Annotated in this window: 21 protein-coding genes; 14 read left to right on the top strand and 7 right to left on the bottom strand. The window is 62.9% G+C overall.

The features are described from left to right. Nucleotides 1–59: 59 nt before the first annotated feature. The 7 genes from Q5H89_RS08780 to Q5H89_RS08750 all read left to right on the top strand — a co-directional run bounded on the left by Q5H89_RS08780 (nt 60) and on the right by Q5H89_RS08750 (nt 7,765). Entirely contained in the window at nt 60–1,133 is a 1,074-nt protein-coding gene (locus Q5H89_RS08780; RefSeq protein WP_305018917.1) for a glycosyltransferase family 4 protein, read from the top strand. Between the two features lie 13 nt (nt 1,134–1,146). Next, a complete protein-coding gene (locus Q5H89_RS23245; RefSeq protein ID WP_369810648.1) occupies nt 1,147–2,529 on the top strand; it encodes a DUF4350 domain-containing protein in 1,383 nt (460 codons plus the stop codon). 191 nt (nt 2,530–2,720) lie between these two features. Continuing rightward, nucleotides 2,721–3,752, top strand: coding sequence for an AAA family ATPase (locus tag Q5H89_RS08770; RefSeq protein ID WP_305018915.1), 1,032 nt, complete (start codon nt 2,721–2,723; stop codon nt 3,750–3,752). A gap of 24 nt (nt 3,753–3,776) precedes the next feature. Further along, on the top strand, nt 3,777–4,058 hold the full coding sequence (locus Q5H89_RS08765; protein WP_305018914.1) for a hypothetical protein: 282 nt from the start codon (nt 3,777–3,779) through the stop codon (nt 4,056–4,058). 77 nt (nt 4,059–4,135) lie between these two features. Beyond that, complete coding sequence (locus Q5H89_RS08760) at nt 4,136–5,485, top strand: DUF58 domain-containing protein (protein ID WP_305018913.1); 1,350 nt, start codon at nt 4,136–4,138, stop codon at nt 5,483–5,485. Nucleotides 5,486–5,640: 155 nt separating this feature from the next. After that, nucleotides 5,641–7,509 carry a beta-N-acetylhexosaminidase gene (locus tag Q5H89_RS08755; RefSeq protein WP_305018912.1) on the top strand — a complete coding sequence of 623 codons (1,869 nt, stop codon included), beginning with the start codon at nt 5,641–5,643 and terminating at the stop codon, nt 7,507–7,509. A 52-nt stretch (nt 7,510–7,561) separates the two neighbouring features. Continuing rightward, nucleotides 7,562–7,765: a hypothetical protein gene (locus Q5H89_RS08750; RefSeq protein ID WP_305018911.1), complete on the top strand. Its 204-nt coding sequence runs from the start codon at nt 7,562–7,564 to the stop codon at nt 7,763–7,765. Here Q5H89_RS08750 and Q5H89_RS08745 read toward each other — a convergent pair. From Q5H89_RS08745 to pucL, 3 genes are read right to left on the bottom strand one after another with little or no spacing between them, the layout of a single operon-like run. Then, entirely contained in the window at nt 7,762–8,742 is a 981-nt protein-coding gene (locus tag Q5H89_RS08745) for an XdhC family protein (RefSeq protein WP_305018910.1), read from the bottom strand. The genes Q5H89_RS08750 and Q5H89_RS08745 overlap by 4 nt on opposite strands. A 5-nt stretch (nt 8,743–8,747) precedes the next feature. Continuing rightward, complete coding sequence (locus Q5H89_RS08740; protein WP_305018909.1) at nt 8,748–9,293, bottom strand: hypothetical protein; 546 nt, start codon at nt 9,291–9,293, stop codon at nt 8,748–8,750. Nucleotides 9,294–9,315: 22 nt separating this feature from the next. Continuing rightward, entirely contained in the window at nt 9,316–10,164 is an 849-nt protein-coding gene (gene pucL, locus Q5H89_RS08735) for a factor-independent urate hydroxylase (RefSeq protein WP_305018908.1), read from the bottom strand. Between the two features lie 70 nt (nt 10,165–10,234). On the opposite strand from pucL, the gene allB reads away from it, so the two are divergent. The 6 genes from allB to Q5H89_RS08705 all read left to right on the top strand — a co-directional run bounded on the left by allB (nt 10,235) and on the right by Q5H89_RS08705 (nt 16,275). Continuing rightward, nucleotides 10,235–11,569, top strand: a complete 1,335-nt coding sequence (gene allB, locus Q5H89_RS08730; RefSeq protein WP_305018907.1) for an allantoinase AllB — start codon at nt 10,235–10,237, stop codon at nt 11,567–11,569. A gap of 131 nt (nt 11,570–11,700) precedes the next feature. Beyond that, nucleotides 11,701–12,951, top strand: a complete 1,251-nt coding sequence (locus tag Q5H89_RS08725) for a Zn-dependent hydrolase (RefSeq protein ID WP_305018906.1) — start codon at nt 11,701–11,703, stop codon at nt 12,949–12,951. Between the two features lie 131 nt (nt 12,952–13,082). Beyond that, nucleotides 13,083–13,829 carry a (S)-ureidoglycine aminohydrolase gene (allE, locus tag Q5H89_RS08720; RefSeq protein WP_305018905.1) on the top strand — a complete coding sequence of 249 codons (747 nt, stop codon included), beginning with the start codon at nt 13,083–13,085 and terminating at the stop codon, nt 13,827–13,829. Nucleotides 13,830–13,980: 151 nt separating this feature from the next. Continuing rightward, nucleotides 13,981–14,484 (top strand): 2-oxo-4-hydroxy-4-carboxy-5-ureidoimidazoline decarboxylase, encoded by a 504-nt coding sequence (gene uraD, locus Q5H89_RS08715; protein WP_305018904.1) that lies wholly within the window; start codon nt 13,981–13,983, stop codon nt 14,482–14,484. Beyond that, nucleotides 14,481–14,819 (top strand): hydroxyisourate hydrolase, encoded by a 339-nt coding sequence (gene uraH / locus Q5H89_RS08710; protein ID WP_305018903.1) that lies wholly within the window; start codon nt 14,481–14,483, stop codon nt 14,817–14,819. Before uraD ends, uraH begins: the two co-directional genes overlap by 4 nt. A gap of 25 nt (nt 14,820–14,844) precedes the next feature. Then, nucleotides 14,845–16,275, top strand: coding sequence for a DUF6986 family protein (locus Q5H89_RS08705; protein ID WP_305018902.1), 1,431 nt, complete (start codon nt 14,845–14,847; stop codon nt 16,273–16,275). 71 nt (nt 16,276–16,346) lie between these two features. On the opposite strand, the gene Q5H89_RS08700 is transcribed toward Q5H89_RS08705, so the two are convergent. The 4 genes from Q5H89_RS08700 to Q5H89_RS08685 all read right to left on the bottom strand — a co-directional run bounded on the left by Q5H89_RS08700 (nt 16,347) and on the right by Q5H89_RS08685 (nt 24,756). Next, entirely contained in the window at nt 16,347–16,871 is a 525-nt protein-coding gene (locus Q5H89_RS08700) for a DUF5063 domain-containing protein (protein WP_305018901.1), read from the bottom strand. 14 nt (nt 16,872–16,885) lie between these two features. Beyond that, the gene (locus Q5H89_RS08695; RefSeq protein ID WP_305018900.1) at nt 16,886–19,174 is read right to left on the bottom strand and encodes a xanthine dehydrogenase molybdopterin binding subunit; all 2,289 of its coding nucleotides are present in this window, start codon (nt 19,172–19,174) and stop codon (nt 16,886–16,888) included. Nucleotides 19,175–19,321: 147 nt separating this feature from the next. After that, complete coding sequence (locus Q5H89_RS08690) at nt 19,322–20,845, bottom strand: FAD binding domain-containing protein (protein ID WP_305018899.1); 1,524 nt, start codon at nt 20,843–20,845, stop codon at nt 19,322–19,324. An 83-nt stretch (nt 20,846–20,928) separates the two neighbouring features. Then, entirely contained in the window at nt 20,929–24,756 is a 3,828-nt protein-coding gene (locus tag Q5H89_RS08685) for a hypothetical protein (protein WP_305018898.1), read from the bottom strand. Between the two features lie 138 nt (nt 24,757–24,894). Here Q5H89_RS08685 and Q5H89_RS08680 point away from each other — a divergent pair, with 138 nt between their 5' ends. Continuing rightward, on the top strand, nt 24,895–26,145 hold the full coding sequence (locus Q5H89_RS08680; protein ID WP_305018897.1) for a hypothetical protein: 1,251 nt from the start codon (nt 24,895–24,897) through the stop codon (nt 26,143–26,145). Nucleotides 26,146–26,223: the final 78 nt, after the last annotated feature.

Raw genomic sequence — 26,223 nt, 5'->3', positions numbered from 1 at the left:
GGGGCCCGGCGTGAGGGCTATACACTACAAGAAGTACCTACCACCAGTAAAACCCTTCATTGAAAAATATTTGCCTCGACTGCGAGCCGTTTCGCGACCGCCACAGCGGCTTCAGTCACTTCGTGTTTCCGCTGGCCGAAGAGCTGGTGCGCCAAAACCACCGCTACCGCCTCAGCTGCTACGTGCCGGCGGCCGAGGTGGGCGCGCTAGGGCACGCGGGCGTGCAGTACCTCACCCAGCGCAGCTTTCACAAGTATTTCAACCCGCCCAGCTACCGCTTTCGGCTCTGGCACGCCACTTCGCAGCTGAGCTGGTACGTGCCCACCGGGCCGTTTACGAAGGTGGTGCTGACGGTGCACGACCTCAATTTTCTGCACGAAAGCCCCGATGAGCGCACCTACACCCGGCAGCTGGCCATGGTGCGGCGCAACATTCGGCGGGCCGATTACCTGGTGACCATCTCCGACTTCGTGCGCCAGGACATCCTGCGCCACGCCGACCTGCTAGGCTACCGCGCCGGCCAAAAGCTGCGCTACGTGCCGCGCGGCGTGGAGGCGCTGGTGCCCGTGCCCGGCCACGCGCCGGCCTACGTGCCCACGCGGCCATTCCTGTTCAGCCTGGGCTCGGTGAATGCCAAGAAGAACTTTCACGTGCTGCCGCCGCTGCTGGTCGGCAACGACTACGAGCTGGTGCTGGCCGGCGGCTTTGCCGAGCCCGACTACATTGCCAAAATCCGGGCCGTGGCCGCCGAGTGCGGCGTGGCCGAGCGCGTGCACATCCTCACCCGCATCAGCGAGGCCGATAAAGTGTGGTATTACCAGCACTGCTTAGCGTATATGCAACCCTCACTGGCCGAAGGCTTTGGCCTGCCGGTAGTGGAGGCTATGCAGTTTGGCAAGCCGGTGTTTTTGAGCAACCTGACGTCGCTGCCCGAGGTGGGCGGGGCCGAAGGGCGCTACTTTCCCGACTTCGCGCCCGCCGCCATACGCCACGTGCTGGCCGAAGGCCTGCGCGAATACCAGGCCGCGCCCACCGCGCGCGCGGCAGCGCTGCGCGCCCACGCGGCGGGCTTCAGCTGGGCGCAGTCGGCCGCCGACTACCTGGCCGTGTACGACGAACTGCTTCTCTCCTGATTTTTTCGCGCCCGTGACGTCTTTTCGCCTATATCTGCTAGGGTTGCTCGCCTTGTTTGGGGCCTACGTGGCGCTGGAGTATTATCGCCCCAAGCCGCTCGACTGGCGGCCCACGCTCAGCAACGCCGACAAGATTCCCTACGGCACCTATGCCCTCTTCGACGTGCTGCCCCAGCTGCTGGGCACCGAGGAGGTGACCAGCGTGCGGCTGCCCGTCTACAATCAGTTCTTTGACCAAGATGAACCGGAGGACAACAGGATTGAAGAAAGTGATTCTACCGATGTACCTCAATCAGCCAAGTCTGATTCTGCTAAAACAAGTACTCGCAAGCAGGTAACAAAGTATATTTCATCAAGCTCTGGTACTGATGCTGATTCAACAATCGAGTCTAGTCGGCAAGATTCGGCACATTTACCTTTCGTATCTACTCGCCCCATAAATTATTTATTTATAAATAATTATTTAAAAATTACTGAAAGTGAGGCGAAAGCTTTACTTGTCTTTGTGAATAAAGGCAATGACATATTCATTGCAGCGACCGATGTAGACAATAATCTTTCCCGGTTATTGGGCATGAAGCCGATAGAACTGGATACTACTCTCTCGTCAAATGTTCATCATTCCGATTCTGTAAAAATCCACTGGTTTGAGCCCGCATTGGCACAGGCGACAACACGTTTACCGGCCGAGGTTGTCACAACTCGTATCTCTACTAAAATCTGGTGTAAAGCCGAAGCATTAGCTACTGATGAGCAAGGGCGTGCGGTATTCATGCGCCTCAATTTTGGGCGCGGCCACGTGTACCTATGCACGGTGCCGCTGGCCTTCAGCAACTACTTTGTGCTGCCGCCGCGCCAGCGGCAGTTTGCGCTGGCGGCGCTTTCGTATCTGCCTACCGGCCGCCCGGTGTGGTGGGATGAGTACCAGAAGCAGGGCCGCGCCGGCGAGCAGTCGGTGCTGCGCGTGGTGTTCAGCCAGCCCAGTTTGCGCACGGCGTATTATCTGCTGTGGGCCACGGCGCTGCTCTTCATTTTTGTGGAGGCGCGGCGGCGGCAGCGCATCATCCCGGTCCTCAACCCGCTGCCCAATACCACGCTGCTGTTTACGCGCACCGTGGCTAGCCTCTACCGGCAGGGGCGCAACCACCAGCGCATTGCCGACAAGAAAACGGCGCTCTTTCTCGACTACCTGCGCGCCCGCTTTCAGGAGCCCGCGCCCGACCTGGCCGACGAGGCCTTCCGCGAGCGCCTGAGTCAGAAATCGGGCGTATCCCGCGCCCGCCTCGACGAGCTGGTGCGTCTCATCAACTTCGCCCGCACCGCCCCCACCGTCACCGACCGCGAACTACTTACCTTGAGCCGCGCCATGCACGATTTCAAGCGCGAAGCGAGTTGAAAAATCACTTTTGCACTGTGCCGGGAAATGCCCTTTTTACTAAATTGTATTTTTCCGCTAAAGTGCTTTTGCGGGCCACCAGGCCACTTTATTCCTTTTTTTTAGCCGCTGCCAGCCCACTTTACGGACGCAAGGTAGCAGCCAGGCCTGCTCCGACGGGCTTCTTTTTGACCTAGCTTTTTCTCTGACTCATGGAAAACGAAACTCCTTACCAGTCGCCGGAAATACCCGCCGAAGCGCCGGCATCTCCCGAGTCGGCTTTCGCGCCGCGCACCAACCTGGCGCAGCTCACGGCCCGCACCGAGGCCGTGCGCCAGCAAATCGGGCAGGTAATTGTGGGCCAGCAAGACTTGCTGGAGCTGCTGCTCACGGCCCTGCTCGCCGACGGCCACGTGCTGCTCGAAGGCGTGCCCGGCGTGGCCAAAACCCTCACCGCCAAGCTACTGGCCCGCACCTTGGATGTGCCCTTCAGCCGCATCCAGTTTACGCCCGACCTGATGCCGGCCGATGTGCTGGGCACCAGCATTTTCCGGCCGGCGCAGGGCGATTTTGAGTTCCGACCCGGCCCCATCTTCGCCAGCGTGGTGCTGATTGACGAAATCAACCGCGCCCCGGCCAAAACGCAGTCGGCCCTGTTTGAGGTGATGGAGGAGCGCACCGTGACCCAGGACGGCACCACCCACCGCATGGCGGCGCCCTTTGTGGTGCTAGCCACCCAAAACCCGATTGAGCAGGAGGGCACCTACCGCCTGCCCGAGGCCCAACTCGACCGCTTTCTGTTCAAGCTGAACGTGGGCTACCCCACCCTGGCCGAGGAAATCCAGATACTACAGGGCCACCACAGCGGCTTCGGCGGCACGCCCCTGGATAAAGTAAAAGCCGTGCTCACGGCTCCGGACCTGGCCGCTCTACGCCAGCAGGTGGGCCAGCAGCGCGTGGAGGCCAACGTGCTCGAATACATTGCCAAAATCGTGGGCCAGACGCGCGCCCACAAGGCGCTGTACCTGGGCGCCTCGCCCCGCGCCAGCATTGCGCTGCTCAACGGCGCCAAGGCCCTGGCCGCGCTGCGCGGCCGCGACTTCGTGACGCCCGAGGACGCGCAGTTTCTGGCCGCGCCGGTGCTGCGCCACCGCATCATGCTCACGCCCGAGCGCGAAATGGAAGGCGGCACGCCCGATGAGGTAGTGAAGCAGATAGTACAGAGCGTGGAGGTACCACGGTGATAAAGCAAGTGCTTCTTATTCAACATGGATGGTTCGCAAACAACAGTAACAAAAATTGACCGGCATGAGCCCGCATATGTTTGCCAGCATGTTTTCACGAAGGAAAAACCTATCCTTTACGTGTGTAGAGAAGATGGTGACTGGCAGCTCTTGTGTGGTGGCTTACATGATGAAGATGAAATTCCGCATGTAGTAGGAATAGGTCACTTTTTTGATGCAGACCCAACTTTGGCATTGATTGCTGCTTTACAAGCAGGTCAAGAGGCAGAAAGAGAAACCCCTACAAGTCCGTGGATTATATCATAAAGACCTTACATGCTTGCTTGTTGAGCCTAGTAGTGTAGTCATTTGACGATAGCAATCCGCAAATAGCTGCGCTACCCATGTCTTTCTTCCTAACCTCCCGCTTCTTCTACCTCTTTACGGCGCTCATCACGGGCTTCATCGTCAGCTTCTTTCTGCCGTGGCTGCTAGGGCCGCTGCAGCTGCTGCTAGGGGTGGCGGGGCTGCTTACGCTGCTCGATGCGCTGCTGCTGTACGCGCCGGCGGGCGGGGTTAGCCCGGTATTTGGGCGGCGGGCGCTGGGCGAGAAGCTCTCGAACGGCGACGACAACGACGTGCAGCTGTTTCTGGAAAACCGCTACCGCTTCGCTATTCAGGCAGAGGTGATTGACGAGATTCCGCACCAGTTTCAGCGGCGCGATGTGCTGTTTGAGGCTACTATTCGGCCGGGGCAAACGCAGGTTATCAAGTACCAGTTGCGGCCCACCAAGCGCGGCGAGTATGAGTTTGGGGCCTTGAACGTGTACGCCGCCTCACCGCTAGGGCTGGTGCGGCGGCGGTTTCGGTTCGGGCGCGAGGGGCAGGTAGTGCCGGTGTACCCGTCGTTTTTGCAGATGCGGCAGTACGAGCTGCTGGCCATTCACAACCGCCTCACGGAGGTGGGCGTGAAGCGCATTCGGCGGGTGGGCCAGAGCATGGAGTTTGAGCAGCTACGGCCCTACGCCGGGGGCGACGACCCGCGCACCATCAACTGGCAGGCCAGCGCCCGGCGCGCCACCGGCGGCGGTGCCGACACGCTGGTAGTCAACCACTTTCAGGATGAGCGCGCCCAGCAGGTATACTGCCTCCTCGACAAAGGCCGCGTGATGCGGATGCCCTTCGCGGGGCTGAGCCTGCTCGACTACGCTATTAACGCCACGCTGGTCCTCAGCAACATTGCGCTGCTCAAGCACGACAAGGCGGGGCTCATCACATTCTCGAACAAGCCCGGCGCCACGGTGCCCGCCGAGCGCCGGCCGGGCCACCTGCGCGCCCTGCTCGAAGTGCTGTACCGCCAGAAAACCCAGTACCTCGAAACCGACTACGAGCTGCTCTACGCCACGGTGCGCGCCAGGATTAAGCAGCGCAGCCTGCTAATTTTGTTCACCAACTTCGAGACCCTGCCGGGTATGGAACGGCAATTGCCCTACCTGCGCGCCTTGAGCAAGGCGCACCTGCTGCTGGTTGTTTTTTTTGAGAACACCGAGCTGCGCACCTACCTCGACGCGCCGGCCGAAACGACGGCCGACGTGTACAATCAAACCATCGCCGAAAAATTTCAGCAGGACAAGCGCCAGATTGTGCTGGAATTGCAGCGCTACGGCATTCAGGCGCTGCTTACGCCGCCGCAGCTGCTGACGGCTAACACCATTAATAAATACTTGGAATTCAAGGCCAGGGGACTGATATGAATTTTTTAACGCGAAGTTTCGCAACGTACAATCGCGAAGTTTCGCAAAGTGTAAATGGAGCGGCTTTACCAGACTTCGCGCTCAACTTTGCGAAACTTTGCGCGCTAACGCTCGGGCTCAGCTTCGGCGCCCAGGCCCAACGCCCGCTGCTGCCGGTGCCCGCGCAGGCCACCTGGCAGGCCGGCCACTACGCCTTCAAAACGGCGCCGCTGCTCGCCCTGCGCCGGCAGGTAACGGGCCCCGCCACCTCGACCGATGAGCGCTACCACCTGCGCATAACTGCCACCGGGGCCAGCCTCACGGCCGCCGGGCCGCTGGGCTTGCAGCGCGGGCTAGCCACTTTTCGGCAGGTTATTGAGCGCACGCCCCAAGGCTGGCGGGCGCAGCTTTGCGACATCCAGGACGCGCCGCGCTTTGCCTGGCGCGGACTGATGATGGACCCGGCGCGGCACTTCCTGCCGGTGGCCGTCATCAAGCGCAACCTCGATGGCATGGCCGCCGTGAAGCTGAACGTGCTGCACTGGCACCTGTGCGACGACCAGGGCTGGCGCGTGGAAAGCAAGCTGTTTCCGCGCCTGCACCAGGTAGGGGGCGCCACCGGCTACTACACCCAGGCCGAGGTGCGCGAGGTGGTGCGCTACGCCGCCCAGCGCGGCATCCGGGTGGTGCCCGAGTTCGATATGCCGGGCCACGCCGGGGCGCTGGTCACGGCCTATCCGCGGCTAGCCTCCAACGACTCGGTCAAGACCCTGCCCATCAGGTGGGGCGTGCTCAATATCGCCCTCGACCCCACCCGCGAGGCCACCTATACCATGCTCGACTCGGTGCTGACGGAGATGAGCGGGCTGTTTCCGGACAAGTATTTCCACATCGGCGGCGATGAGAACGATGGCCGGCAATGGCGCCACAGCCCGCGCATTGTGGCTTTTATGCAGCAGCAAGGCTTCGTGAAGCCCGGCACCACTACCCCCGACAAACACCAGCTCCAGAACTACTTCAACCGCCGCATGCTCAGCATTTTGCAGAAGCTGGGCAAGACTATGATAGGCTGGGATGAGATACTAGGCCCCGACCTGCCCCGGCCGGTCGCAATCGAAAGCTGGCGCGGCCCCAAGGGCGTGCTCGATGCCGTGCGCCAGGGCCACCCCGCCCTGCGCGCCAACGGCTACTACATTGACCTGTACTACTCGGCCGCCACCCACTACGCCGCCGACCCGCTCCAGGGCATTCCCGACTCGCTGGCCAGCCGCGTGCTAGGGGGCGAGGCCGAGATGTGGAGCGAGTTTGCCGACAGCGTGCTCTACGACAGCCGGGTGTGGCCCCGCGCCGCCGCCGTGGCCGAGCGCCTCTGGAGCCCCGCTGCCCTCAGCCAAGACGTGCCCGACATGTACCGCCGCCTGGCCTTCGTGAGCGAGGAGCTGGAGGCACTGGGCCTGCGCCACCGCCGCGCCCCGGCCGCCCTGCTGCGCCAGCTGACCAGCCCCTACCCCGCCGCCCTGCCCGCCCTGCAAACCCTAGCCGGCCTCATCGAGCCGGTAAAAGAGTACAAGCGGCACTCGCAGGGCTTTAAGTACACCACCGAAACGCCCCTCACCCGCTTGGTAGACGCCGCCCCGGCCGAGGCCGACCCAGCCCGCCGCTTCGGCGCCACCGCCGACAGCCTGCTGGCCAGCCTCAGCATCGGCGTGCCCACTTTCCCGGCCACGCCGCCCAAGCTCACGCCCGCCGCCCAGCGCCAGCTGGCCAGCCTGCGCCGGCAGGTGGCCGAGTGGCAGCGCGCCCCCGAGGCCCTCACGCCACTATTTGCGGCTAGCCCCAGCCTGGCCGAATACGCGCCATTGGCCGTTCAGCTGGGCCTCGTGGCCAATCTGCTGGCTACGCGCCTCACCCAGCTTGAGCAGGGGCAGCCGGTGGTGCCCGCCGCCCAGGCCGCTGCCAAGCTCCAGCTCGACGCCGCCCAGAAGCCCGTGGGGCAGGTTGAGCTGGCTATCATTGGGGCGGCGCGGCGGCTGGTAGGCGGCTGAGCCCAGCCTTGCAGCAGCTAACCAAAAGCGGGTTGCTTTACGTAGGCAGCTTATGCAACCCGATTCGCCCCTACCGCCCAACCCGAACCCACCTGCCGAGCCCAGCATTCTGGAGGAAATGGCCGCCCTTACCGGGCTCTTCAACCCCGAGATAATCTGGAAAGAGGAAGAGCTGCTCGATGACATGGACGAGCAGGAAGCCCGGCAGGCCGCCGCGCAGGAAACCCCCACCACACCGCCCACCGACCAGCGCTAGCCCCCGGCGCGGGCTTGTTCCTGCGCGTTGCGCACCGCAATCAGCTCGGCGGCGATGCTCACGGCAATTTCCTCGGGCGTGCGGCTGCTTATCTGCACGCCTATCGGGCCACGCAGCCGCGCTAAGTCGGCGGCCGAGAAGCCTTCCTCGGCCAGCACCCGGCGCAGCTCGGCCACTTTGGTGGCGCTGCCCATCACGCCCAGGTAGGCGTAGGGCTGGCCTAGCAGCCGGCGCAGGGCCACGGCATCGGTGCGGTAGCCTACTGTCATGACCACCACATACTTGCGCGGGCCGGGCGGCACGGTTAGCGTGTCATAATTCACACGCTGGCGGTGGTGCGCAAAGCAGTTGGCGGCGAGCGTGGGCAGGTCGGCGCGGTCGTCGAGCACCGTTAGTTCAAATTCCAGGTTAGCGGCCAGTTGCGACAGCGCCAAGCTCACGTGCCCGCCGCCCACAATCGTGAGCTGGTCGCGGAAGCCTAGCTGCTCGCGGTAGCGCCAGTCGGGGCCGGGCTGATAGGTGTAGAAGTCGGCCGGCGCTTCGCCGGCTAGTTGCAGGCCGCTAGCCTCGCTCACTTCCCAGGCGCCACCGCTGAGCCGCTGCAACGCCGCCTCAATGGCCCCTACCACCGGAAAATCGGCCGCTTGCAGCGGCCACAGCAGCACTTCCTGCTCGCCGGCGCACATCATGCCCGAGCGGTCGGCTGGGGCCTCGCGCCGGTGAATCTGGGGGCGCAGCAGCGGCGTGTAGTTGGCTTCGCGCAGGCGCTGGCGGGCCAGCTCCACCCACTTGTGCTCCATAATGCCGCCACCGATTGAGCCAGCTACGGCTGCGGCCGTCACCGTCATTTTGAAGCCCTGGCGGCCGGGGCTGCTGCCCTCGCTGCGCACCACGCACAGCAGCGCGGCCGGCTGGCCGGCGCGCAGGGCAGCGGCGGCTAGGGTCCAGGCAGGCAGGTCGCGGGGGGTGGCGGGCATAGGAGTTAGAGGGCCATTGCAGTTACAATTGCCTTGTGCGTAAACGGGCCAGCCTTATCAAGCCAATGATAACTGCCCATCATCTCGACATCTATGGCTGCCTGCATTATTGTCTCGAATTTTTTGGGTATCCAGCAGAATAGGTTAGCGTTTTCGTCGTCGAAGTAAAACCAGGTATCGATAGGTGGCACATCGCTTTCATCCACAAAGCAATTGCTGTCAACAATGGCCGCTCCGTCGTGCGTAGTAAGCTGGGTATGCAAGTAGAGTATCCTACCTAGGCTCTGGAAATCAGCAAAGCTGCCAGCTGCTTCCCCCATTTCCATATCACGATGATTAAAGGCCAGTTGCAATGCCTGTCTGAAATTATTCAACTCATATACATCCAAATTCCAGGTAGTATAACCCCACTCGCTAGCGTACAAATGCTGTCCATTAATTACCGGATTAATCTGGCGAAAAATGGCACCATGATTTTGCTTATCAGGTGGATAGACAAATTGTTGCATCAGATGCTCAGTCCACGCTACAACTTGTTTCAGGCGTGGCACGAAAACACGTAGGTCTAACATATTACTCCCGCACCACCGTGCCCGTGATGTAGCCAAACGGCGCATCCGTGGCCACGAAAACCTCGTTCGTATTTGGCTGGCCAAAGGGCTCCAGGTTGAAGGGAATGTGGTGCTTGTTGGGCATGATGAGGCTGATTTCCTTCACCTCATCGTTTTCTTCCAGAATTTTCTCGCCGATGGCGTAGAGCGTGTGCTGCACCGAGAGGCTCTTGTGCTCGGAAAACGTGCGCAGCAGGCTAGCCCGGATTTTCTGATACAGCGCCTCAAAATCGAGGTCGGCGCGGGTGTATTCCCACTCGGCCTCGCATTCGGTGGCCAGGATGCGGTCGGTGGTTTCGGGTAGTACCGTGTACTCGTCTTTAGGATAGCCCACGAAGGCCGAGTCGGTGGTTTTGAGCAGCATCAGGCCCTTGATGCCGGCCCACACGGTGGCCGTGCCATCGGCCGTAAGCTCGACTACGGCGCGGCGCTTTTCGGAGCCGCCGCCGGTGAAGGCGTGCGTATGCGCTTGGCCGTCAAACTCCATGCGCTGCCACAGGTGCTCTACCAGCTCGATGCGCGCCTTGCGCACCTGCGGGTTGCGCGACACAAAGTGCCTAGCCAGCACCAGCCCATACGCCTCGATGGTACCCGTAAAATGCTCCCTGGCCAGGGCGTACACGGTGTTTTTTTGCGTATCGGTGGGCAGGATGAGCGAGTTGTCGCCCAGCGTGTGGGCCGTGTCGAAGTCGCCCGTCAGCTGCACGCTCACGCTCACCTGCCGAAACTCGTGGTGGCTGCCGTGGCGAATGATGCGCGACATATTCACGGCATTCTTGCCGTAGGCGTTCGTTCCGAGTTTAATGGGCATACGATGTAGATTGCGGGGCAAAAAAAGAGCGGCAAGATAGTCGCTAGCCGCTACCATCGTTCCTCGCCCCATGCCCGATTTATTCTTAAAAAGCACGGCCGTCGTGCTGCCCGAAGGCCAGCGCCCGGCGCTACTAGCCCTGCAAGGCGGCCGCCTGGCCGATGTGCTGCCCTACGACGCGCCCGTAGCCGGCCCGGTGCAGGACTTCGGCCACGCAGCCATTTTGCCCGGCGTCATCGACCCGCACGTGCACCTCAACGAGCCCGGCCGCACCGACTGGGAGGGCTTCGATACCGGCACCCGCGCCGCGCTGGCCGGCGGCCTCACCACGCTGGTAGACATGCCGTTAAACTCGGCGCCCGTCACGACTTCGGTCGAAAACCTGCGCATCAAGCAGGCCGCCACCCAGGGCCAGCTGCACACCAACGTGGGGTTCTGGGGCGGCATCGTACCCGGCAACGCGGCCGAAATCGAGCCGCTCATCGCGGCCGGCGTGCTGGGCTTCAAGGCCTTTCTGACGCACTCGGGCATCGATGACTTCCCGAATGCTACGGAGGCCGATTTGCGCCGGGCCATGCCCATTCTGGCTAGCCACGGCCGGCCGCTGCTGGTGCACTGCGAATTGAGCGAAGACAACGACGCCTGGAAAAAGGGCGACACCCGCTCATACCGCAACTACCTGGCCTCGCGCCCCAAAAGCTGGGAGGATGAGGCCATTGCCCTGATGATTCGGCTCTGCGCCGAGTACCGCTGCCCGGTGCACATCGTGCATTTGTCGTCGGCCAGCTCGCTGGCCCCCATTGCCGAAGCCAAGGCCCAGGGCCTGCCCCTAACCGTCGAAACCGGCCAGCACTACCTCTTTTTCAACGCCGAGGACATTGCCGATGGCCAGACGCAGTTTAAGTGCGCGCCGCCCATTCGGGAGCGGGCTAATAATGAGCAGCTGTGGCTGGCCCTGCAAAGCGGCCTCATCGACTTTGTGGCCACCGACCACTCGCCCGCCCCGCCCGACCTCAAGCAGCTGGCCAGCGGCGATTTTGCCACCGCCTGGGGCGGCATCGCTTCGCTGCAGCTAGCCCTGCCCGTGCTCTGGACGGCCGCCCGCCAGCGCGGCGCCACCCTGCCCGACCTCGCCCGCTGGCTCAGCCAAAACCCGGCCCGGCTCATCGGCCAAAGCCACCGCAAAGGCCAGATTACCAAGAACTACGACGCCGACTTATTGGTACTGGCCGCCGACCAGACTTTTACCGTGACCGAGGCGCTGCTGCACCACCGCCACAAGGTGTCGCCCTACCTGGGCCGCGAGCTGGCGGGCGTGGTCACGCACACGTTTTTGGCTGGCGAGGAGGTTTTTCGCCACCCCGATGCCCTGCACCTCAACCGGGGGCAGCTCCTGCGGCGCTAAAACTCCGCGTACCTCCGCGCTTTCCCACTGCGCACCTCTGCGGTAACTTGCCGGGCACTTTGTTTCTATAAATTTCCCGCTGAGGTACGCGCAGATTAGCCGCTGAGGTGCGCCAGGCCCCTATACTCCCCATGACTACTTACGCAACGCGCACCACCCACATTCTCAGCCGCATCGAGCAGCTGGCCGCCATCAGCGAAGATGCGACGGGCGCCACCGTCACGCGCCGCTTCGGCACGCCGGCCTTCGTGCGCGGCCGCGACCTGGTGCAAGGCTGGTTTGAGGCCGCCGGCCTCGCCACCCGGCTCGACGGCATTGGCAACCTGCGCGGGCGGCTGGCTAGCCCCCGGCCGGGCGCCAAAACTTTCGTGCTGGCCTCGCACATCGACACCGTGGTGAATGCCGGCAAGTACGACGGCCCGCTGGGGGTGCTGATGGGGCTGAACCTGGTGGAAAGCATTATCCAGCAAGGCCTTGAGCTGCCGTTTCACCTGGAGCTGATGGCCTTCAGCGACGAGGAAGGCGTGCGGTTTCACACCACCTACCTGGGTAGCAAAGTCGTAACGGGCGCGTTCGAGCCGGCGCTTCTGCAAAAGACAGATGCCGACGGCATTACCCTGGCCCAGGCTATTGCCGAGATGGGTGGCAACGCCGCCAGCCTCGCCGCCGACGCCCTGCCCGCCGCCGAGTGGCTAGGGTACTTCGAGCTGCACATCGAGCAGGGGCCGGTGCTGTGGGAAAGCAAAGTGCCCATTGCGCTGGTCACGGCCATTGCCGGCCAGCAGCGCGTGGAGCTGACCTGGACGGGCATGGCCGGCCACGCGGGCACCGTGCCCATGCCCATGCGCCAGGATGCGCTGGCCGCCGCCGCCGAGTTTGTGCTGGCTGCCGAAAGCTTTGCGCTGGCCCACGGCCACGGGCTGGTAGCCACAGTGGGCCAGCTGCGCATTCCGTATTCGGCCAGCAATGTCATTCCCGGCCAGGCCGTGCACAGCCTCGACCTGCGCAGCCCCGACGCCGGCCAGCTCGCCACCGCCTACGCCGACTTGCAGGCCCAGGCCGAGGCTATTGCCGCCCGGCGCGGGCTAGGCCTCGACTGGCAACTGGTGCAGTACACCGCGCCCGTGCAGTGCGACCGCGAGCTGAACCGCCTGCTCGGCCAGGCCATTGCGGCCAGCGGCTACGAAGTGGACGGCCTGGTGAGCGGTGCCGGCCACGACGCGGTGCCCGCCTCGGCGGTGGCGCCGGCCACGATGGCCTTTATCCGCTGCTACAAAGGCATCAGCCACAACCCGTTGGAGAATGTGGAGGCGGCCGATGTGGCCGCGGCGCTGGAGGTGGCCGAGCGGTTTATGGTTGAATTAAAAAACAAATACAATTAAGTCGTCTGTCATGCAGAGCGCAGCGAAGCATCTCGCGTGCTGACGCTAGGGTTGCCAACCTACCGGCGCGAGCGAGATGCTTCGCTGCGCTCTGCATGACGTTCTTTTCCCTCAACACTTCTTCCTAAGTCATGGAACTAGGCTCTACTACCCGCTCAGTTGTTAAGCGCAACCACGCCATCATCGCGCCCGATGGCTACATCAACAGCAACGTGCCCGGCTGGACCGGCTGCACCGTCAACGTCATCATTAATGAGCAGATGGGCGCCCGTCTCTGCCAAACGCTCGTCACGCTCACCGAAACCGGGCAGCTTACGGGCACTACCGAGGCTAGCCAGATTTTTTTCTACGTGGTGCAGGGCCAGGTGCAGGCTACCATCGGCGACGACAGCCGGATTCTGACCGTGGGCAAGTTCGTGTACGTGCCTATTGGCCAGGGCTATACCTTTAAAAACCCTACAGCGGGCACGCAGGTGCTCACCTTCCACAAGGTGTACGAGCCGCTGGCTGGCCACGCCACGCCGGGCGTGTGCTGGGGCGAAAAAGACGACAGCAAGGCCCCCGTGTACATGAACGACGAGGCCCTGCGCATCCAGGAACTGCTGCCCAATGAGCTGGGCTTCGATATGGCCGTCAACATCTTCACCTACCAGCCCGGCGGCAACCTACCGATGGTGGAGACGCACATCATGGAGCACGGCCTGTTGTACTTGCAGGGCCAGGCCATCTACATGCTTGACCAGCAATGGTATCCCGTAAAAAAAGGCGACTCTATCTGGATGGCGCCTTATTGCCAGCAGTGGGCCGCCTCCATTGGCAAGGAGCCGTCGGTGTATATCTATTATAAAAACGTGAATCGGTTTCCGACGGTGGTATAACGCGTACCTCACCCCCGGCCCCTCTCCTTGAGGAGAGGGGAGCCTGGCGATTTTTAACGTATAGATGTGTCCGCTTGCGTTCGGCTCCCCTCTCCCCAAGGAGAGGGGCCGGGGGTGAGGTTTTCGCGCCCGAAACAGCGCTATTTCTACCATGACTCTTTCCGACCTCAACACCCTAGCCCCCGCCGCCCGCGCCGAGGCCCTGGCCACCTGCTGCGGCGCCACGGCCTGGGTGACTACGCTGAACGAGCAGTTTCCTTTCTCTTCGCCCTCAGCGCTTTACGAAGCGGCCGACCGCACCTGGTACAACCTGACCGAAGCCGACTGGCGCGAGGCCTTTACGCACCACCCCAAAATCGGGGATGTGCATGCGCTGAAGGAGAAATTTGCCAGCACCGCCACCTGGGCGGCGGGCGAGCAGGGCGCTGTGCGCCAGGCCTCGCAAGACACCCTGGAGTCCCTGTCGGCCGGCAACGACGCCTACGAGCGCAGGTTTGGCTACATCTTTATCGTGTGTGCCACCGGCAAATCGGCCGATGAGATGCTGGCGCTGCTGCAAGCGCGGCTGCCGCATGAGCCTAGCCGGGAAATCCAAGTTGCCATGGGCGAGCAGGCCAAAATCACGCGCCTGCGCCTCCAAAAACTACTCGCATGAGCCAGCTCACTACCCATATTCTCGACACCACCAAGGGCCGGCCGGCGGCGGGCGTCACCATCGCGTTGTACGAGCCGAGCGGCGACGACTGGCGCGAAATCGCGCGCGGCGCTACCAACGACGACGGCCGCATTCCCGACTTATTGCCCGCGGATAAAATCCTGGCAACGGGGGTGTATAAGCTCAAATTTTTCACCCAGGACTACTTCGAGCGCGATGGCCTGACGCATTTTTACCCGTTCGTCGACATCTGCTTTACCGTGGCCGATGCCGCGCACTACCACGTGCCGCTGCTGCTTAATCCCTTCGGTTACAGCACCTACCGCGGCTCGTGAACTCAACCGTCTCTTCCTATCACCCATGAAACTCAGCCTCCAGGACTCCGATAAAACTGCCTTGCTCGACCAGCTCGGCGTGGCCAATCTTAAGTTTCAGCACACCTACCCCGGCGACCGGCCCGACCGCCAGCCCGTGCACACCGTGTACGGCGGCGCCAACCTCTTCAAGGCCGATACCTGCGTGCGGATGGGCGAAATCGCCCTGCGCAACCTCCAGACCTACGCGCCCAATTTCGTAGAATTGGCCCGCGTGCTGGGCCTAGCCGGCCACGAGCACCTGCCCACGCTCGAAAAAGACATCCACGACCTCACCGACTACCTCGATAAACTGCCCGCCGACCAGCGCCGGCAGGAGCCCGCCTGGCTAGCCTACACCGTCTACAACAAGATTGTGCATAAGCTCAAAACCGAGGCGGTCGAAGATTTCCGCGTCGATTTTGAGGATGGCTTCGGCAACCGCCCCGACGCCGAGGAAGACGCTACCGCCGTGCAAGCTGCCCACGAGGTAGCCAAGGGCATGGCCCAGGGCACCCTCTCACCCTTCATCGGCATCCGCATCAAGCCCTTCACCGAAGACCTAAAGGCGCGCGGCGTGCGCACGCTCGACATCTTCCTGACAACCTTGCTCGAAGCCACCGGCGGCAAGCTGCCCAACAATTTCGTGGTGATGCTGCCCAAAGTGACCATCCCCGAGCAGATGACTACCATGGTGCGCTTCTTCGAGCTGCTGGAAAAGGCCAACCACTTGGCGCCCGGCACCCTGAAGATGGAAACGATGGTGGAAGCCACCCAGATTGTGATGGACGACGAGGGCCGCAACCCCTTGATGCGTATTATCCGGGCTAGCGAGGGGCGCTGCATCGCGGCCCATTTTGGCACCTACGACTACACGGCCTCGGCCGGCATCACGGCCAGGTACCAGACCATGGCGCACCCCGTCTGCGATTTTGCCCACCATATGACCAAGGTGGCGCTCGGCGGCACCGGCATTTTCCTCAGCGACGGCGCTACCAACGTGATGCCCATCGGCCCGCACCGCGGTGATCACCTGACGTTTGCGCAGCTGCGCGAAAACCAGGACGCCGTGCACAGCGGCTGGCGCCAGGCCTACCACCACACCATGCACTCGCTCATCGGCGGCCTCTACCAGGGCTGGGACCTCAACCCCGCGCAGCTGCCCATGCGCTACGCTGCTACCTATAATTTCTTTCTCAGCTCCTACGAAAGCGCCGTGCACCGCCTCAAAACCTTCGTGGACCGGGCGGCCATCTCCACCCTCACCGGCGACATTTTCGACGATGCTGCCACCGGCCAGGGCCTGCTCAATTTCTTCCTCAAAGCCCTGAACTGCGGCGCCCTCACCGAAGAAGACATCCTGCCCACCGGCCTCAGCATTGAGGAGATTGAGACGCGCTCGTTCTACCGCATCCTGCAAGGGCGCCGCAAAGCGTAGCGCAGGCACGCCACATATAACGCAAAAACGGCTGAAACTCTTGAAGCTTCAGCCGTTTTTGCGTTATGGTATTAGGCATTTTCTATTTTCTGAATAAAAAAATGCAGTGCACGCAACGCATTGATACAGTGATAACCCCAATGCTTATCAAAAGCAAATTTGAATTCCCAAAGTGCGTTTTCCTGACTGTCGGCCGTCTGTAAGTCGAAGACCCTCAAAGAATACTGTAGGTCTTTATAAATGTCGCCTAGGTCATCCAGCAAGTCCCCGCAACTAGGGGATGTATTCTCCATATCAGTTGGGTCAAATACGCTCCAGTAATATCTATTATCACATATTTTCTCAGCAACTATACAGAGAATTTTATCAAGGTCAATTTTCCCTAATTCATAGTCGACATTGCTTTGTAAATCAATCCAATCCAGCTTTAGTGCTGCTGAATAAAGGTCTGATAATAGCTGCTGCACCTGGGGCAAAAACACTACTGCCGAAACTGGCCGCATATCTTCAATCAGTAGACAATACTGCCTGGCTAGGGCAACGAAATGTCTGATTTTTTCAGTGCCAATTGCTTCTGCTACTGAAATATATTTCATAAACAAAAACCGGCTTATTTAGCTAGCATCCGGCTAGCACTCTCCGCTACGAATTCCGGGTACAACCCCCCTAGCACCCGCTCGGGCGTCATGGGGGCCACGAGCGGCAGGGCCACGCTGGGCTGGAAGGCGCGCACGGCATCACGCAGGGCGAAGTAGGCGCCGATGCCGTACATCAGCGGCGGCTCGCCCACGGCTTTGGAGCGCAGGATGGCGTTGGGGTGGCCGGGCGTGTCGAGGAAGTGCACGTCGAGCACGGCGGGCACCGAGTAGAGGTCGGGTATCTTATAGCTATTTAGCGAGTTGCTGAGCAAGCGGCCTTGGTCGTTGTAGCTTACTTCCTCCAGCGTCATCCAGCCGATGCCCTGCACGGCGCCGCCCTCAATCTGGCCGCGGTCGATGGCGGGGCTGAAACTTTGGCCGAAGTCGTGGGCAATACGCACGCTGTCGATGGTGTAGGTGCCACGAAGGCAATCGACGGTGGCCGTGGTCAGGGCCGTGCCATACACGTGGTAGGCAAAGGGGTGGCCGCTTTCGGTGCCAGCATCGAAATGCACGCCGGGCGTGGCGTAGTGGGCGTTTTCGGTGAGGGCCACGCGCCGCACGAAGGCGCTGCTCACCAGCTTTTCCCAGGTAGTTTCGGCCGGAATGCCCGCGGCCAGCACCTGCTCATTCTCAATGGTGATGCCTTCAAACTCAACCGCAAACTCGGTGCTGGCGTGGCGCAGCAGGCGCTCGCGCAGGGCCTGGCAGGCTAGCTGGGTGGCCTTGCCGTTGAGGTCGGCAGTGGCGCTGGCGGCGCTGGGCGAGGTATTGGCGACGCGGGTGGTGTTGGTGGTTTCGATTTTAATGCGGTTAATTGAAATACCCAGCGTGGTCGCCGCTACCTGGGCGATTTTGGTATTTACGCCCTGCCCCATTTCCACCGCGCCGGTGCTGATGCCCACCGAGCCATCGGTGTAGATGTGCACCAGGGCCCGCGTCTGGTTCATAAACGTCTTCGTGAATGAGATGCCGAAGCAGATGGGCATCAGGGCTAGCCCCTTCTTAAAGAGCTGATTTTCCTGATTGAACTTCGCCACGGCCGCCCGCTCGCCGGCCAGGTCAAACAGGCTGGCAGCCGTGTCCCAGGCCTGCTCAGCGTGGCAGCCTTCGGCTGGCTGGCGATACGGAAACAGGTCGCCCTCGCGCAGCAGATTACGCCGCTGAATCTCGCTCGGCAACACGCCCAGCTCCTCGGCCGCTTTGGTGATGGCCGACTCGATAACAAACATGCCCTGCGGCCCGCCGAAGCCCCGGAAGGCCGTATTGGGCGGCAAATTGGTGCGGCACGAGTTGGCCGTGGCTGTCACATTCGGAATGCAATACGCATTGGTAGTGTGGAAGAGCGTGCGCTCCAGCACGGCCGGCGAGAGGTCGGCCGAGGCGCCAGCATTCTGGTAGTACGTGACCTCGTAGGCCAGGATTTTGAGGTCGGCGCTGAGCCCGATTTTGAAGTCGGAGGAGTAGGGGTGGCGCTTGCCGGTCATGCGCATGTCGGCCATGCGGTCGAGCACGAGCTTGACGGGCTTCTTCACTACAAAAGCCCCTAGCGCGGCCAGGCAGCCCCAGGGCGTGGCCTGGTCTTCCTTGCCGCCAAAGCCCCCGCCGAGGCGTGTCACGTCCACTTCAATCTGGTGCATCCCCATGCCCAGCACCACGGCGCAGTGCCGCTGCACGGCCGTCGGCCCCTGGGTGGAAGAGATGATTTTCACGCCCCCTAGCTCCGTCGGAAAAGCGTAGGCGGCCTGCGTTTCGATGTACAGGTGCTCCTGCCCGCCGCTTTCGGCCACGCCCTCAAACACGTAGTCGCACCCGGCAAACGTACCCGCCGAGTCGCCGATGCGGAAGGTGCGCGGCGGCACGATTAGCTCGCCCTGCGCGGCGGCCTGGCGCGGGTCGGTAATGATGGGCAGCGGCTCGATGTCGGCCGTAATGAGCTTGAGCGCGGCGTGGGCCTGGGCCTCGGTGCGGGCCAGCACCAGCGCCACCGGCTGCCCGCGAAAATGCACGTGGCCCTCGGCCAGCAGCGGCTCGTCGGGCACAATGCCGCCGATTTGGTTTTGGCCCGGAATATCGGCCGCCGTGAGAATGCGCACCACGCCGGGTGCTTTCAACGCGGCGCGCAGGTCGATATTTTTCAGAATGCCGTGGGCTAGCGGCGACTCATACACGGCCGCGTAGAGCGTGCCCTGCTGCACGGGCACATCGTCGAGGTACTGCGATTCGCCGCGCACGTGGCGCTGGGGGTCGAGGTGGTTCATGGCTGAATTCTTCTTAGCTAACAATCCAGAACGTCATGCTGAACGCAGTGAAGCATCTCGCTTGGGTTGGTAATCAATACCGTTGCAGCGATGCGAGCGAGATGCTTCACTGCGTGCAGCATGACGTTCTTTTTTCTTTTAACTACCTTATACCAACTCCGCCAGGGTCAGCTCCGGTGCGAAGCGCAGGAAGTGCGCGAATAGCAACTGCCGCAGCAAGAGCCGCTTATAAGCCGCCGTGCCGCGCACATCGCCGATGGGGCTGATTTCTTCCTGCATCACTTCATTGGCGCCGGCCACCGTTTCAGCACTTAGCGCGCGGCCCCGCAGGTATTCGCCGGTGCGGGCCAGCAGCAGCGGCACCGGCCCTACCCCACCGGCCGAGAGCCGGGCGGCGCTGATGACGCCGTTTTCAACGCGCAGCCAGGCGGCGGTGTTCACGCTGGCAATGTCGAGGTGCGTGCGCTTGGATACTTTCTCGAAGTTGAAAAAATCGCCGGCTAGCGGCGCCGGAAAGCTGATTTCGCTGACTTGCTCCTCGGCGGCTTTCGCCAGCTTTTTGTAGCCCAGGTAGAGGCTAGCCAGCGGCAGCGAGCGGCTGGCGCCGGCCGCGTCGGCTAGGGTGATATCGGCGCCTAAAGCCAGGAATAGTATCGTCAAATCACCAATGGGCGAGGCGTTTACAAAATTACCCGCCACGGTGCCCATGTTGCGAATGGGCGTGCTCGACACCAGCTTGAGGTAGTCGGGCAGGCGGGGCAGCAGGCCAAGCATCACCGCCGACTCCAGTAGCTGGCTAGCGGTGGTGGTGGCACCCAGCACCACGCGGCCACCCTCCTGGCGCACGCCGCGCGGGCCGTGGTCGAAGAGCAGGCGCACGGGCTGCTGGCGCAGCTCGTCGAGGCGCTGCACCAGCAGGTCGGTGCCGCCCGACAAGAGTGGATGGGTGAATGGGTGAGTAGGTGAATGGTTTTGACCGTTCTGGCTCTGGGCATGGCCGTTGGGCGAGGTCGAAACGGCGCTGCCGTTGGCGGCGTGGCCGCTGCTGCTGAGGCTAGCGGGCGCCTCGGCAGCGGCGGTTTCGGCGCGGAGACTAGCCAGCCGGGCGGGCATTTGCTCGAAGTAAGCGGGCACGAACTGCTTCTCACTCAGCCATTTTACGCTGTTAGTGCTGGGGCGCTCGGCCAGCGCGGCGGTGAGGCTAGCGGCGGCGCGCTCCAGCGCCTTGTAGCCCGTGCAGCGGCAGATGTTGCCGTCGATGGCAGCGCGGGTGCTTTGCTCGGTGGCGGGCCTCTCGGCCAGGCTGTGGCCAGTGAGCGACATCACGAAGCCCACCGTGCAGAAGCCGCACTGCGCGCCATTATGGTCCACAATGGCCCGCTGCACCGGCGTAAGCTGCCCGCTAGCCTGGTTGATGCCTTCTACCGTGACTACGTGCTTGCCGTGCACGTTGCCGAGCGGCGTAAGGCAGCTCGTCATGCTCTGATAATTAATACGTTGACCATCGGCAGCCAATTCGCCCACTAGCACGGTGCAGGCGCCGCAGTCGCCCTCGCGGCAGCCGATTTTGGTGCCCGTGAGGTGCTCGTGGTAGCGCACGAAGTCGAGCAGCGCGCTGGCCGCCGGCTCGGTGGTGCGGATGGGCTGGTCGTTGAGGAAGAAGGTAATCATGGGCAAAAGCCTTGGCCTCAGTGGCAAAAGGATTTCCAAGTTACTGCCGGGGCTGACTTTCTGCAATTTGCCAGGTACTTTTCCTAAAACAGCACCGCTACCTGCATCCTTCCGGTGTGCACCACCCCTAGCCCGCTGGCCTTGCGCCCATCATACGCTACGTTGATATTCAGGCCATTGGCCAGCCGCTGCTCCAGGTTCAGGTTCCAGGTATAGTTGGTGCCGGGGCGCAGGGCTTGCAGGATTTCAAGCCCTACCACCGACGATACATCACCTTCGAAAGCCACCCTGGTCACGTGCGTGGCGGCCGTAAGTGTGCGCTTGCTAACCTGGCTCACGCGGGTTTCGAAGCCCAGGTCGTCGAAACTGCCGCTGGCGTCGGCGTCGCGGGTGGCCAGCACGTTCATCTTGCTGGTGTGCAGCAGCGAGCCGGTGAGGCGCAGGGCCGGGCTGGGCTGGTAGCTGATTTCGGGCTGCGCGGTGTAGATGAGCAGCTTGAAGTTACGGGCTGCCGAATACGTGGTTTGGGCCTCCCGAATGTCGCGCGCCGCGGTGAGGCGGCCCGTAAATGACTGCGCCAGCGTGCGGCGCAGCAGCAGGCTTTGGGTCGAGAGGTTGCGCAGGTCGAAGCCTTGGGTGAGCAGTGTTTTCTGCTGGGTTTGCTGCACCGTAAGCTCGGCGCCGAAGATGGGATTGGCCCGGTTGAAATACAGCGTATTGCGCAGCAGTTGGTTAAAAGCCAGCAGCTTGTCATCGCCCTTGGCGAAGCTGAAGGGGCTGAGGCGGGCCAGCAGGTCGTCGCTGGTGGTGCGCCGGTCCACCGTCACGCTGCTCACGCTGCTGAGGCGGGCTAGCGCGGCGCGCCAGGCGCCGGCCTCGCGCCAGCCGCGCGGGGCGTTCACGGTGAGGCGGTAGCTGAGGCGGTTCTGGTAGGCGGTGAGGTAGTCGGCGGTGGGCAGGTACACCTTGATGAAGGTGCGGTACTGGGCATCAGGGGTTTGGGCTTCCAAAAATTCGTCCTTGTCCTGCACGCCGTTCTTGTTGAGGTCGCCGGCGTAGTAGTGCGTGCCCTGGCCGGCGGGCACGGCCAGAAACGAAAAGTCGCGCCGCAGCTCGCGGCCGGTTTGCACGCTGTAGCTCAGCTCGGAGCGAATCTGGTTTTGGAGCAGGCCCAGGTTGTGGTCGAGCTTGCCTAGCAGGTTGCGCTGGCGGGCGCTGTCGGGGCGGCTCACCAGGTTAACGTCGCGGTAGGTGGCGATGAGGCGCAAATCCTGGGTGCGGCTGAGGCGCGTAACGAGGCTGCCCTGCACGGTTTGCGACTGGTTGTGCAGGTCGAGGTTATTCTGGTCGGCGGTGGGCGTGCGGTCGCGGCGCAGGGCGTAGCTCAGGCTGTAGCGGGTGCGGCCGGTGTCGGGGCTTTGCAGCGATAGCGTGTGCTCATCAAAGTAGTTGGCCGAGCGAATGGTATCGCCCCGCGGCGAGATAACCTTGTTTTTATCGAAGCGATAGGTGTAGCCCGGAATGAGCCGCCCGCCGCCGTAGCGCACGCTGGCCTCGCCCCTAGCCCAGCTCGACTGAAAGCGCCCGGCCTGCGAATTGAGCAGGAAAAGCGAGCCGCGTACCTCCAGGCGGCCCACCTGCTGGGCCACGTCCAGCCACTGCTGCACACCGCTGACCTCGCCAGGCCGGTAGCGCCGGCTCACGCGGTAGTTGATGGCGTGGTTCACGTCGCGGGTGAGGCCTAGCGCGAAGTTGAAGATATTGTCCTCGCGCGGGGTGGCCGCCGTGGCGTTGGCGGTGCTGGTGGCGCTCCAGTTGCGGTCAAACTCGATGTCGCGGTAGCGGTCGATGGGCGAAAATTTGGGCGCCGTGTACTCGTAGTCGAGGGCCGAGCGCAGGCGGTAGTTGCGTAGCGCGGCGGGCGCCCAGGCCGGCAGCACCCGGTCTTGCACGGTGTAGCCTAGCCGCATGGCCTGGCCTTTGTCTTCGGTACCTACCGCAAAGCGATTGCGCTGCAGCTGCGAGCTGGCCAGGTCCACAAACACGGCGGCGGTGGGGTCGAGCTGGTAGGTGGCGCCGGCGGTGGCCATCTGCTTGAGCAGCGGCGTAGGCAGAATGCGCACGGCCCGGTAACGCCCCAGGTTGGTACCCACGTACTCGTACACGCGGCCGTTGGCGTTTACATAGTTGGTACTCAGATTATAATCGCCCTGCCCGGCGCCCACGTCGGTAAAGCGCACGGTGTACACGCCCCGCAGCGAGTCGGTGGCATACTCAAACGCATAAGTTCTCTGGCCGGTGCCGGGGTCGGTGCGGGCCACGCGGTAGTACTGCACAAGCGTGCGGTTGAAGGCCGCCGAATCGGCGCCCGGCGCCTGCACGAGCGACACGTTGCCGGCCCCGCGCAACAGCTGCTGGTCGGCAAACGAGAGCGAGAGGTTGGCTGCGTTATCGGGGTTGTCCGATTCCTGGTAGAAGTTGCCGCGCAGGTTCAGCTTGCCCACCTGCTGGTAGTGGCTCAGGGTATAGAGCGAGCGGGCGTAGTTGAGGTCGGAGTACTCAAAATCTACTTTCAGGCGCGAGTTGCTGGTGATGAGGTGGCGGGGCGAAAACGTGATTTCGGCCAGGTTGTAGTCGATAACGTAGTCATAATCAAAGCCCCGCGTTTGCAGGCGGCCATCGAGGTACACGCGCTCCGAGCCGGCTAGCACAATGATGAACTGCTCGCCATTGGGGCCCGTGAGGCGGTACGGCCCCTGCACGTTGTCAATCGGCGCCAGGTCGATGCTGGCAAACTTGCCCTTGGCCACGCCGCCCGCCACGAGGGTTGAGGAGCGAATCTGCCCCAGCTTATCCAGAATAGTGACGGAACCCGTGCCGCTGGGCACCGGGGGCGCGCCGGGCAGCGGCTGGCCGGGCGGCACGGCCGTGGTGGGCGGGGCTAGCGGCGCCGTGGCGGTGCCCGGCGGCGCGGCGCTGTTGTTGGTCACGCCGTTGGTATAGGTTGTAAACGACGAGGGCGGCGCGTTGCTAACGCTGTTATTGGTAGTGCCGGCTTGCAGCGGCTGCGGCCCGGGCGCGCCCAGATTGGCCTCCACGGCCGCGCCCTGAATGTTTTTGTAGTAGCGCAAAAAGTAATCGGGCTTGTTGCGCAGCACTACGTCGCCGGCCGTCAGGTTCCACTGCGGGCCGGTGAGCGTGATGTAGATTTTGTCGAACTGCTGGAGCGTCTGGGTATTGCCCTCGGGCTGAAAGGGCACGTTCTGGTCGGAAATGGCGGCCGTGAGGCGGATTTTTTCGGTCAGTTGCCCTTCCAGCTGCAAGTTCAGCGCCGAGTTTACGAATACGTTCTGGGTATTGCCAAAGGAAATACCCCGGCTCAGATTACCCGTCTTATTAATTCCCGGCGTGCTGAGAATCTGCTCTTTCTGGGCAAAATCTTCGTAGCGCAGCATAGGCCGGTCCCGGAAATCGAGGCTATCCATGAGCCGGCGCGAGCGGCGGTAGCGGGCCAGCCCCAGCTGCACCGGCAGCACCCGGTAGCAAAGCAGTACCGAGTCGGGGCGCGGGGCGCCGGTACTGTCGTGGGGGGCAGGCCCCACCAGTTGGTAGCGGTTGCGGCTAGGGTCGTAGCGCACGTCCAGGCCGTTGGCCGTAACGGAGGCCGGCACGATGGTGAGCGTATCACTCAGCGCGAAGGTGGTTGTATCGTGCCCCGGCGCCAGCCGCTGGTAGCGGCAGCGCTGGCTGCTGGGCGGGCCCGGCTCGGCCGCCGTGCGGGCGGGCAGGCGGGCGGGCGCCGCCCCGCCCGGTGGCGTCGGCTGCTGGGCCCAGGCGCGGGTGATATTCCCGCACAGCACCGCCACGAGCAGGGCCACGAGGGCGAAGCACAGGCGGTAGAGTTGGGTCATAGAGTAAAGTTCGGGCTGCGCCGGGGTAACGCCGGCACCGGCCCGTTTCGTGCCGCCCGAAGCCGGCGTATTCGGGCGTACTCCTGGGTGGCGGGCCGGGCGTAATTTGCGCGCCGCCTGCGGGCTAGCCCCTTTGCCATGAAATTTCTACTTGCCACGCTGGGCTTGCTGCTCGCCCTAAGCCCGGCCCGCGCCCAGTCTTCGGCCGCGGCCGGGGGCCCGGCCTGCCACGGCTGCGCGTTTTCCGACGATATCGACAAGACAATTAACCTGTGCCAGGCCCTGGTGGCCAACGGCGACAGCTGCGAGCCGCACAACCTGCTGCGGCTGGTGCCAACCCAGCCCGGCGCGCCCGCGCCGCCCGATGAGGCCGAGGACAGCTTCACCACCTCGAAGGCCGTGCCCTGGTCGGCGTGGAGCGGCCACCTAGAATGGCTAAGCTGGTACCTACCCCCACCGAACCCCACCAAGCCGCTGGCCGGCACCGCCGGCCAATACACGCGCCTACCCAATGCGGCCGGGCGGCAGCTGTTTCTGGCCGGCGATGGCCCGACAGAACCGGGCCTGCTGCTAGAGTTTCAAGGCACCCGCTTTCGCTTTATCCTGCTGAACTACGAGGCGCGGGGCAGCAGCGAGCCGCACTTCTACCACCACGCCGACTGCGACCTGCTGGTGCTGACTAACACCGATGGGGTCATAAGTAAAATCTATAATGCCTCTACCACCTGGCTCAGTATCTTCGACTTACGCAGCAACACCTGGCTGCTCGATGCGGTGGTAGAGGCCGATGGAGATGAGGACAGCAACTGGGCTACCCAGCGCCACTACCAGGTAAAAGACGCGGGCCGCACGGTGGTGCTGGGCCCCTACCGCGACGCCAAAGGCCGGTACCAGTCGGCCCTGCTCACGGGCAAAGCCAGGCCACGCAGCAACTATAACTTGCCGCCGGGCACGTATCAGCTGCGCGATGGCCGCTACCAGCGCGCCATTGCGCAGCCACCCGTAGCCGCCCGGCCGGGGCTAGCCCCGGCGCCGCGCCGCCCGGCCGTGTCGGCGGCCGAAGTAAACGGTACTTTCCGCGATGCGCAGGGGCGCGAGCTGGCGCTACTGGCATTGGGCGGGGGCCGGCTGCGCGTCGGCTTTCGCGATGCGGCCACCAATACGGCGGGCGTATACCATCGGCACACGTTTACTTACGAGGCCAGCATCGTGGCCGATAGCGCGGTGCTGCAGCTGCCGCCCTACGCGGGCAGCCCCGCATCCTGTAGCCTGCGGCTGCATTTCGAGCGCCCGGGCACGCTGCAAGTGCATGAAAACGGCGCCGGATGCACCGCCGAAGCCGTGGGCACCTACACCAAGATTAGCGCGGATAAGCCGACGTTCAACTAGCAGGCCATCCGGCTGCCCCCGGCTTATTAAGCCATAAAAAAAGGGCCCTCCCGCAACCGGGAGGGCCCTTTTTGGTAA

The organism is Hymenobacter cheonanensis, from assembly GCF_030581075.1.
Classification (GTDB): domain Bacteria; phylum Bacteroidota; class Bacteroidia; order Cytophagales; family Hymenobacteraceae; genus Hymenobacter.
Note: the sequence above shows the minus strand (reverse complement) of the source record. Positions and strands in the feature narration are given on the sequence as shown.

What these genes read in the sequence shown, in the direction of transcription:
- Q5H89_RS08770 (WP_305018915.1), top strand. Translation starts at nt 2,721, where the DNA reads ATGGAAAACGAAACTCCTTACCAGTCGCCGGAAATACCCGCCGAAGCG.
- Q5H89_RS08765 (WP_305018914.1), top strand. Translation starts at nt 3,777, where the DNA reads ATGGATGGTTCGCAAACAACAGTAACAAAAATTGACCGGCATGAGCCC.
- Q5H89_RS08760 (WP_305018913.1), top strand. Translation starts at nt 4,136, where the DNA reads ATGTCTTTCTTCCTAACCTCCCGCTTCTTCTACCTCTTTACGGCGCTC.
- Q5H89_RS08750 (WP_305018911.1), top strand. Translation starts at nt 7,562, where the DNA reads ATGCAACCCGATTCGCCCCTACCGCCCAACCCGAACCCACCTGCCGAG.
- Q5H89_RS08745 (WP_305018910.1), bottom strand. Translation starts at nt 8,742, where the DNA reads ATGCCCGCCACCCCCCGCGACCTGCCTGCCTGGACCCTAGCCGCCGCT.
- pucL (WP_305018908.1), bottom strand. Translation starts at nt 10,164, where the DNA reads ATGCCCATTAAACTCGGAACGAACGCCTACGGCAAGAATGCCGTGAAT.
- allB (WP_305018907.1), top strand. Translation starts at nt 10,235, where the DNA reads ATGCCCGATTTATTCTTAAAAAGCACGGCCGTCGTGCTGCCCGAAGGC.
- Q5H89_RS08725 (WP_305018906.1), top strand. Translation starts at nt 11,701, where the DNA reads ATGACTACTTACGCAACGCGCACCACCCACATTCTCAGCCGCATCGAG.
- allE (WP_305018905.1), top strand. Translation starts at nt 13,083, where the DNA reads ATGGAACTAGGCTCTACTACCCGCTCAGTTGTTAAGCGCAACCACGCC.
- uraD (WP_305018904.1), top strand. Translation starts at nt 13,981, where the DNA reads ATGACTCTTTCCGACCTCAACACCCTAGCCCCCGCCGCCCGCGCCGAG.
- uraH (WP_305018903.1), top strand. Translation starts at nt 14,481, where the DNA reads ATGAGCCAGCTCACTACCCATATTCTCGACACCACCAAGGGCCGGCCG.
- Q5H89_RS08705 (WP_305018902.1), top strand. Translation starts at nt 14,845, where the DNA reads ATGAAACTCAGCCTCCAGGACTCCGATAAAACTGCCTTGCTCGACCAG.
- Q5H89_RS08700 (WP_305018901.1), bottom strand. Translation starts at nt 16,871, where the DNA reads ATGAAATATATTTCAGTAGCAGAAGCAATTGGCACTGAAAAAATCAGA.
- Q5H89_RS08695 (WP_305018900.1), bottom strand. Translation starts at nt 19,174, where the DNA reads ATGAACCACCTCGACCCCCAGCGCCACGTGCGCGGCGAATCGCAGTAC.
- Q5H89_RS08690 (WP_305018899.1), bottom strand. Translation starts at nt 20,845, where the DNA reads ATGATTACCTTCTTCCTCAACGACCAGCCCATCCGCACCACCGAGCCG.
- Q5H89_RS08685 (WP_305018898.1), bottom strand. Translation starts at nt 24,756, where the DNA reads ATGACCCAACTCTACCGCCTGTGCTTCGCCCTCGTGGCCCTGCTCGTG.
- Q5H89_RS08680 (WP_305018897.1), top strand. Translation starts at nt 24,895, where the DNA reads ATGAAATTTCTACTTGCCACGCTGGGCTTGCTGCTCGCCCTAAGCCCG.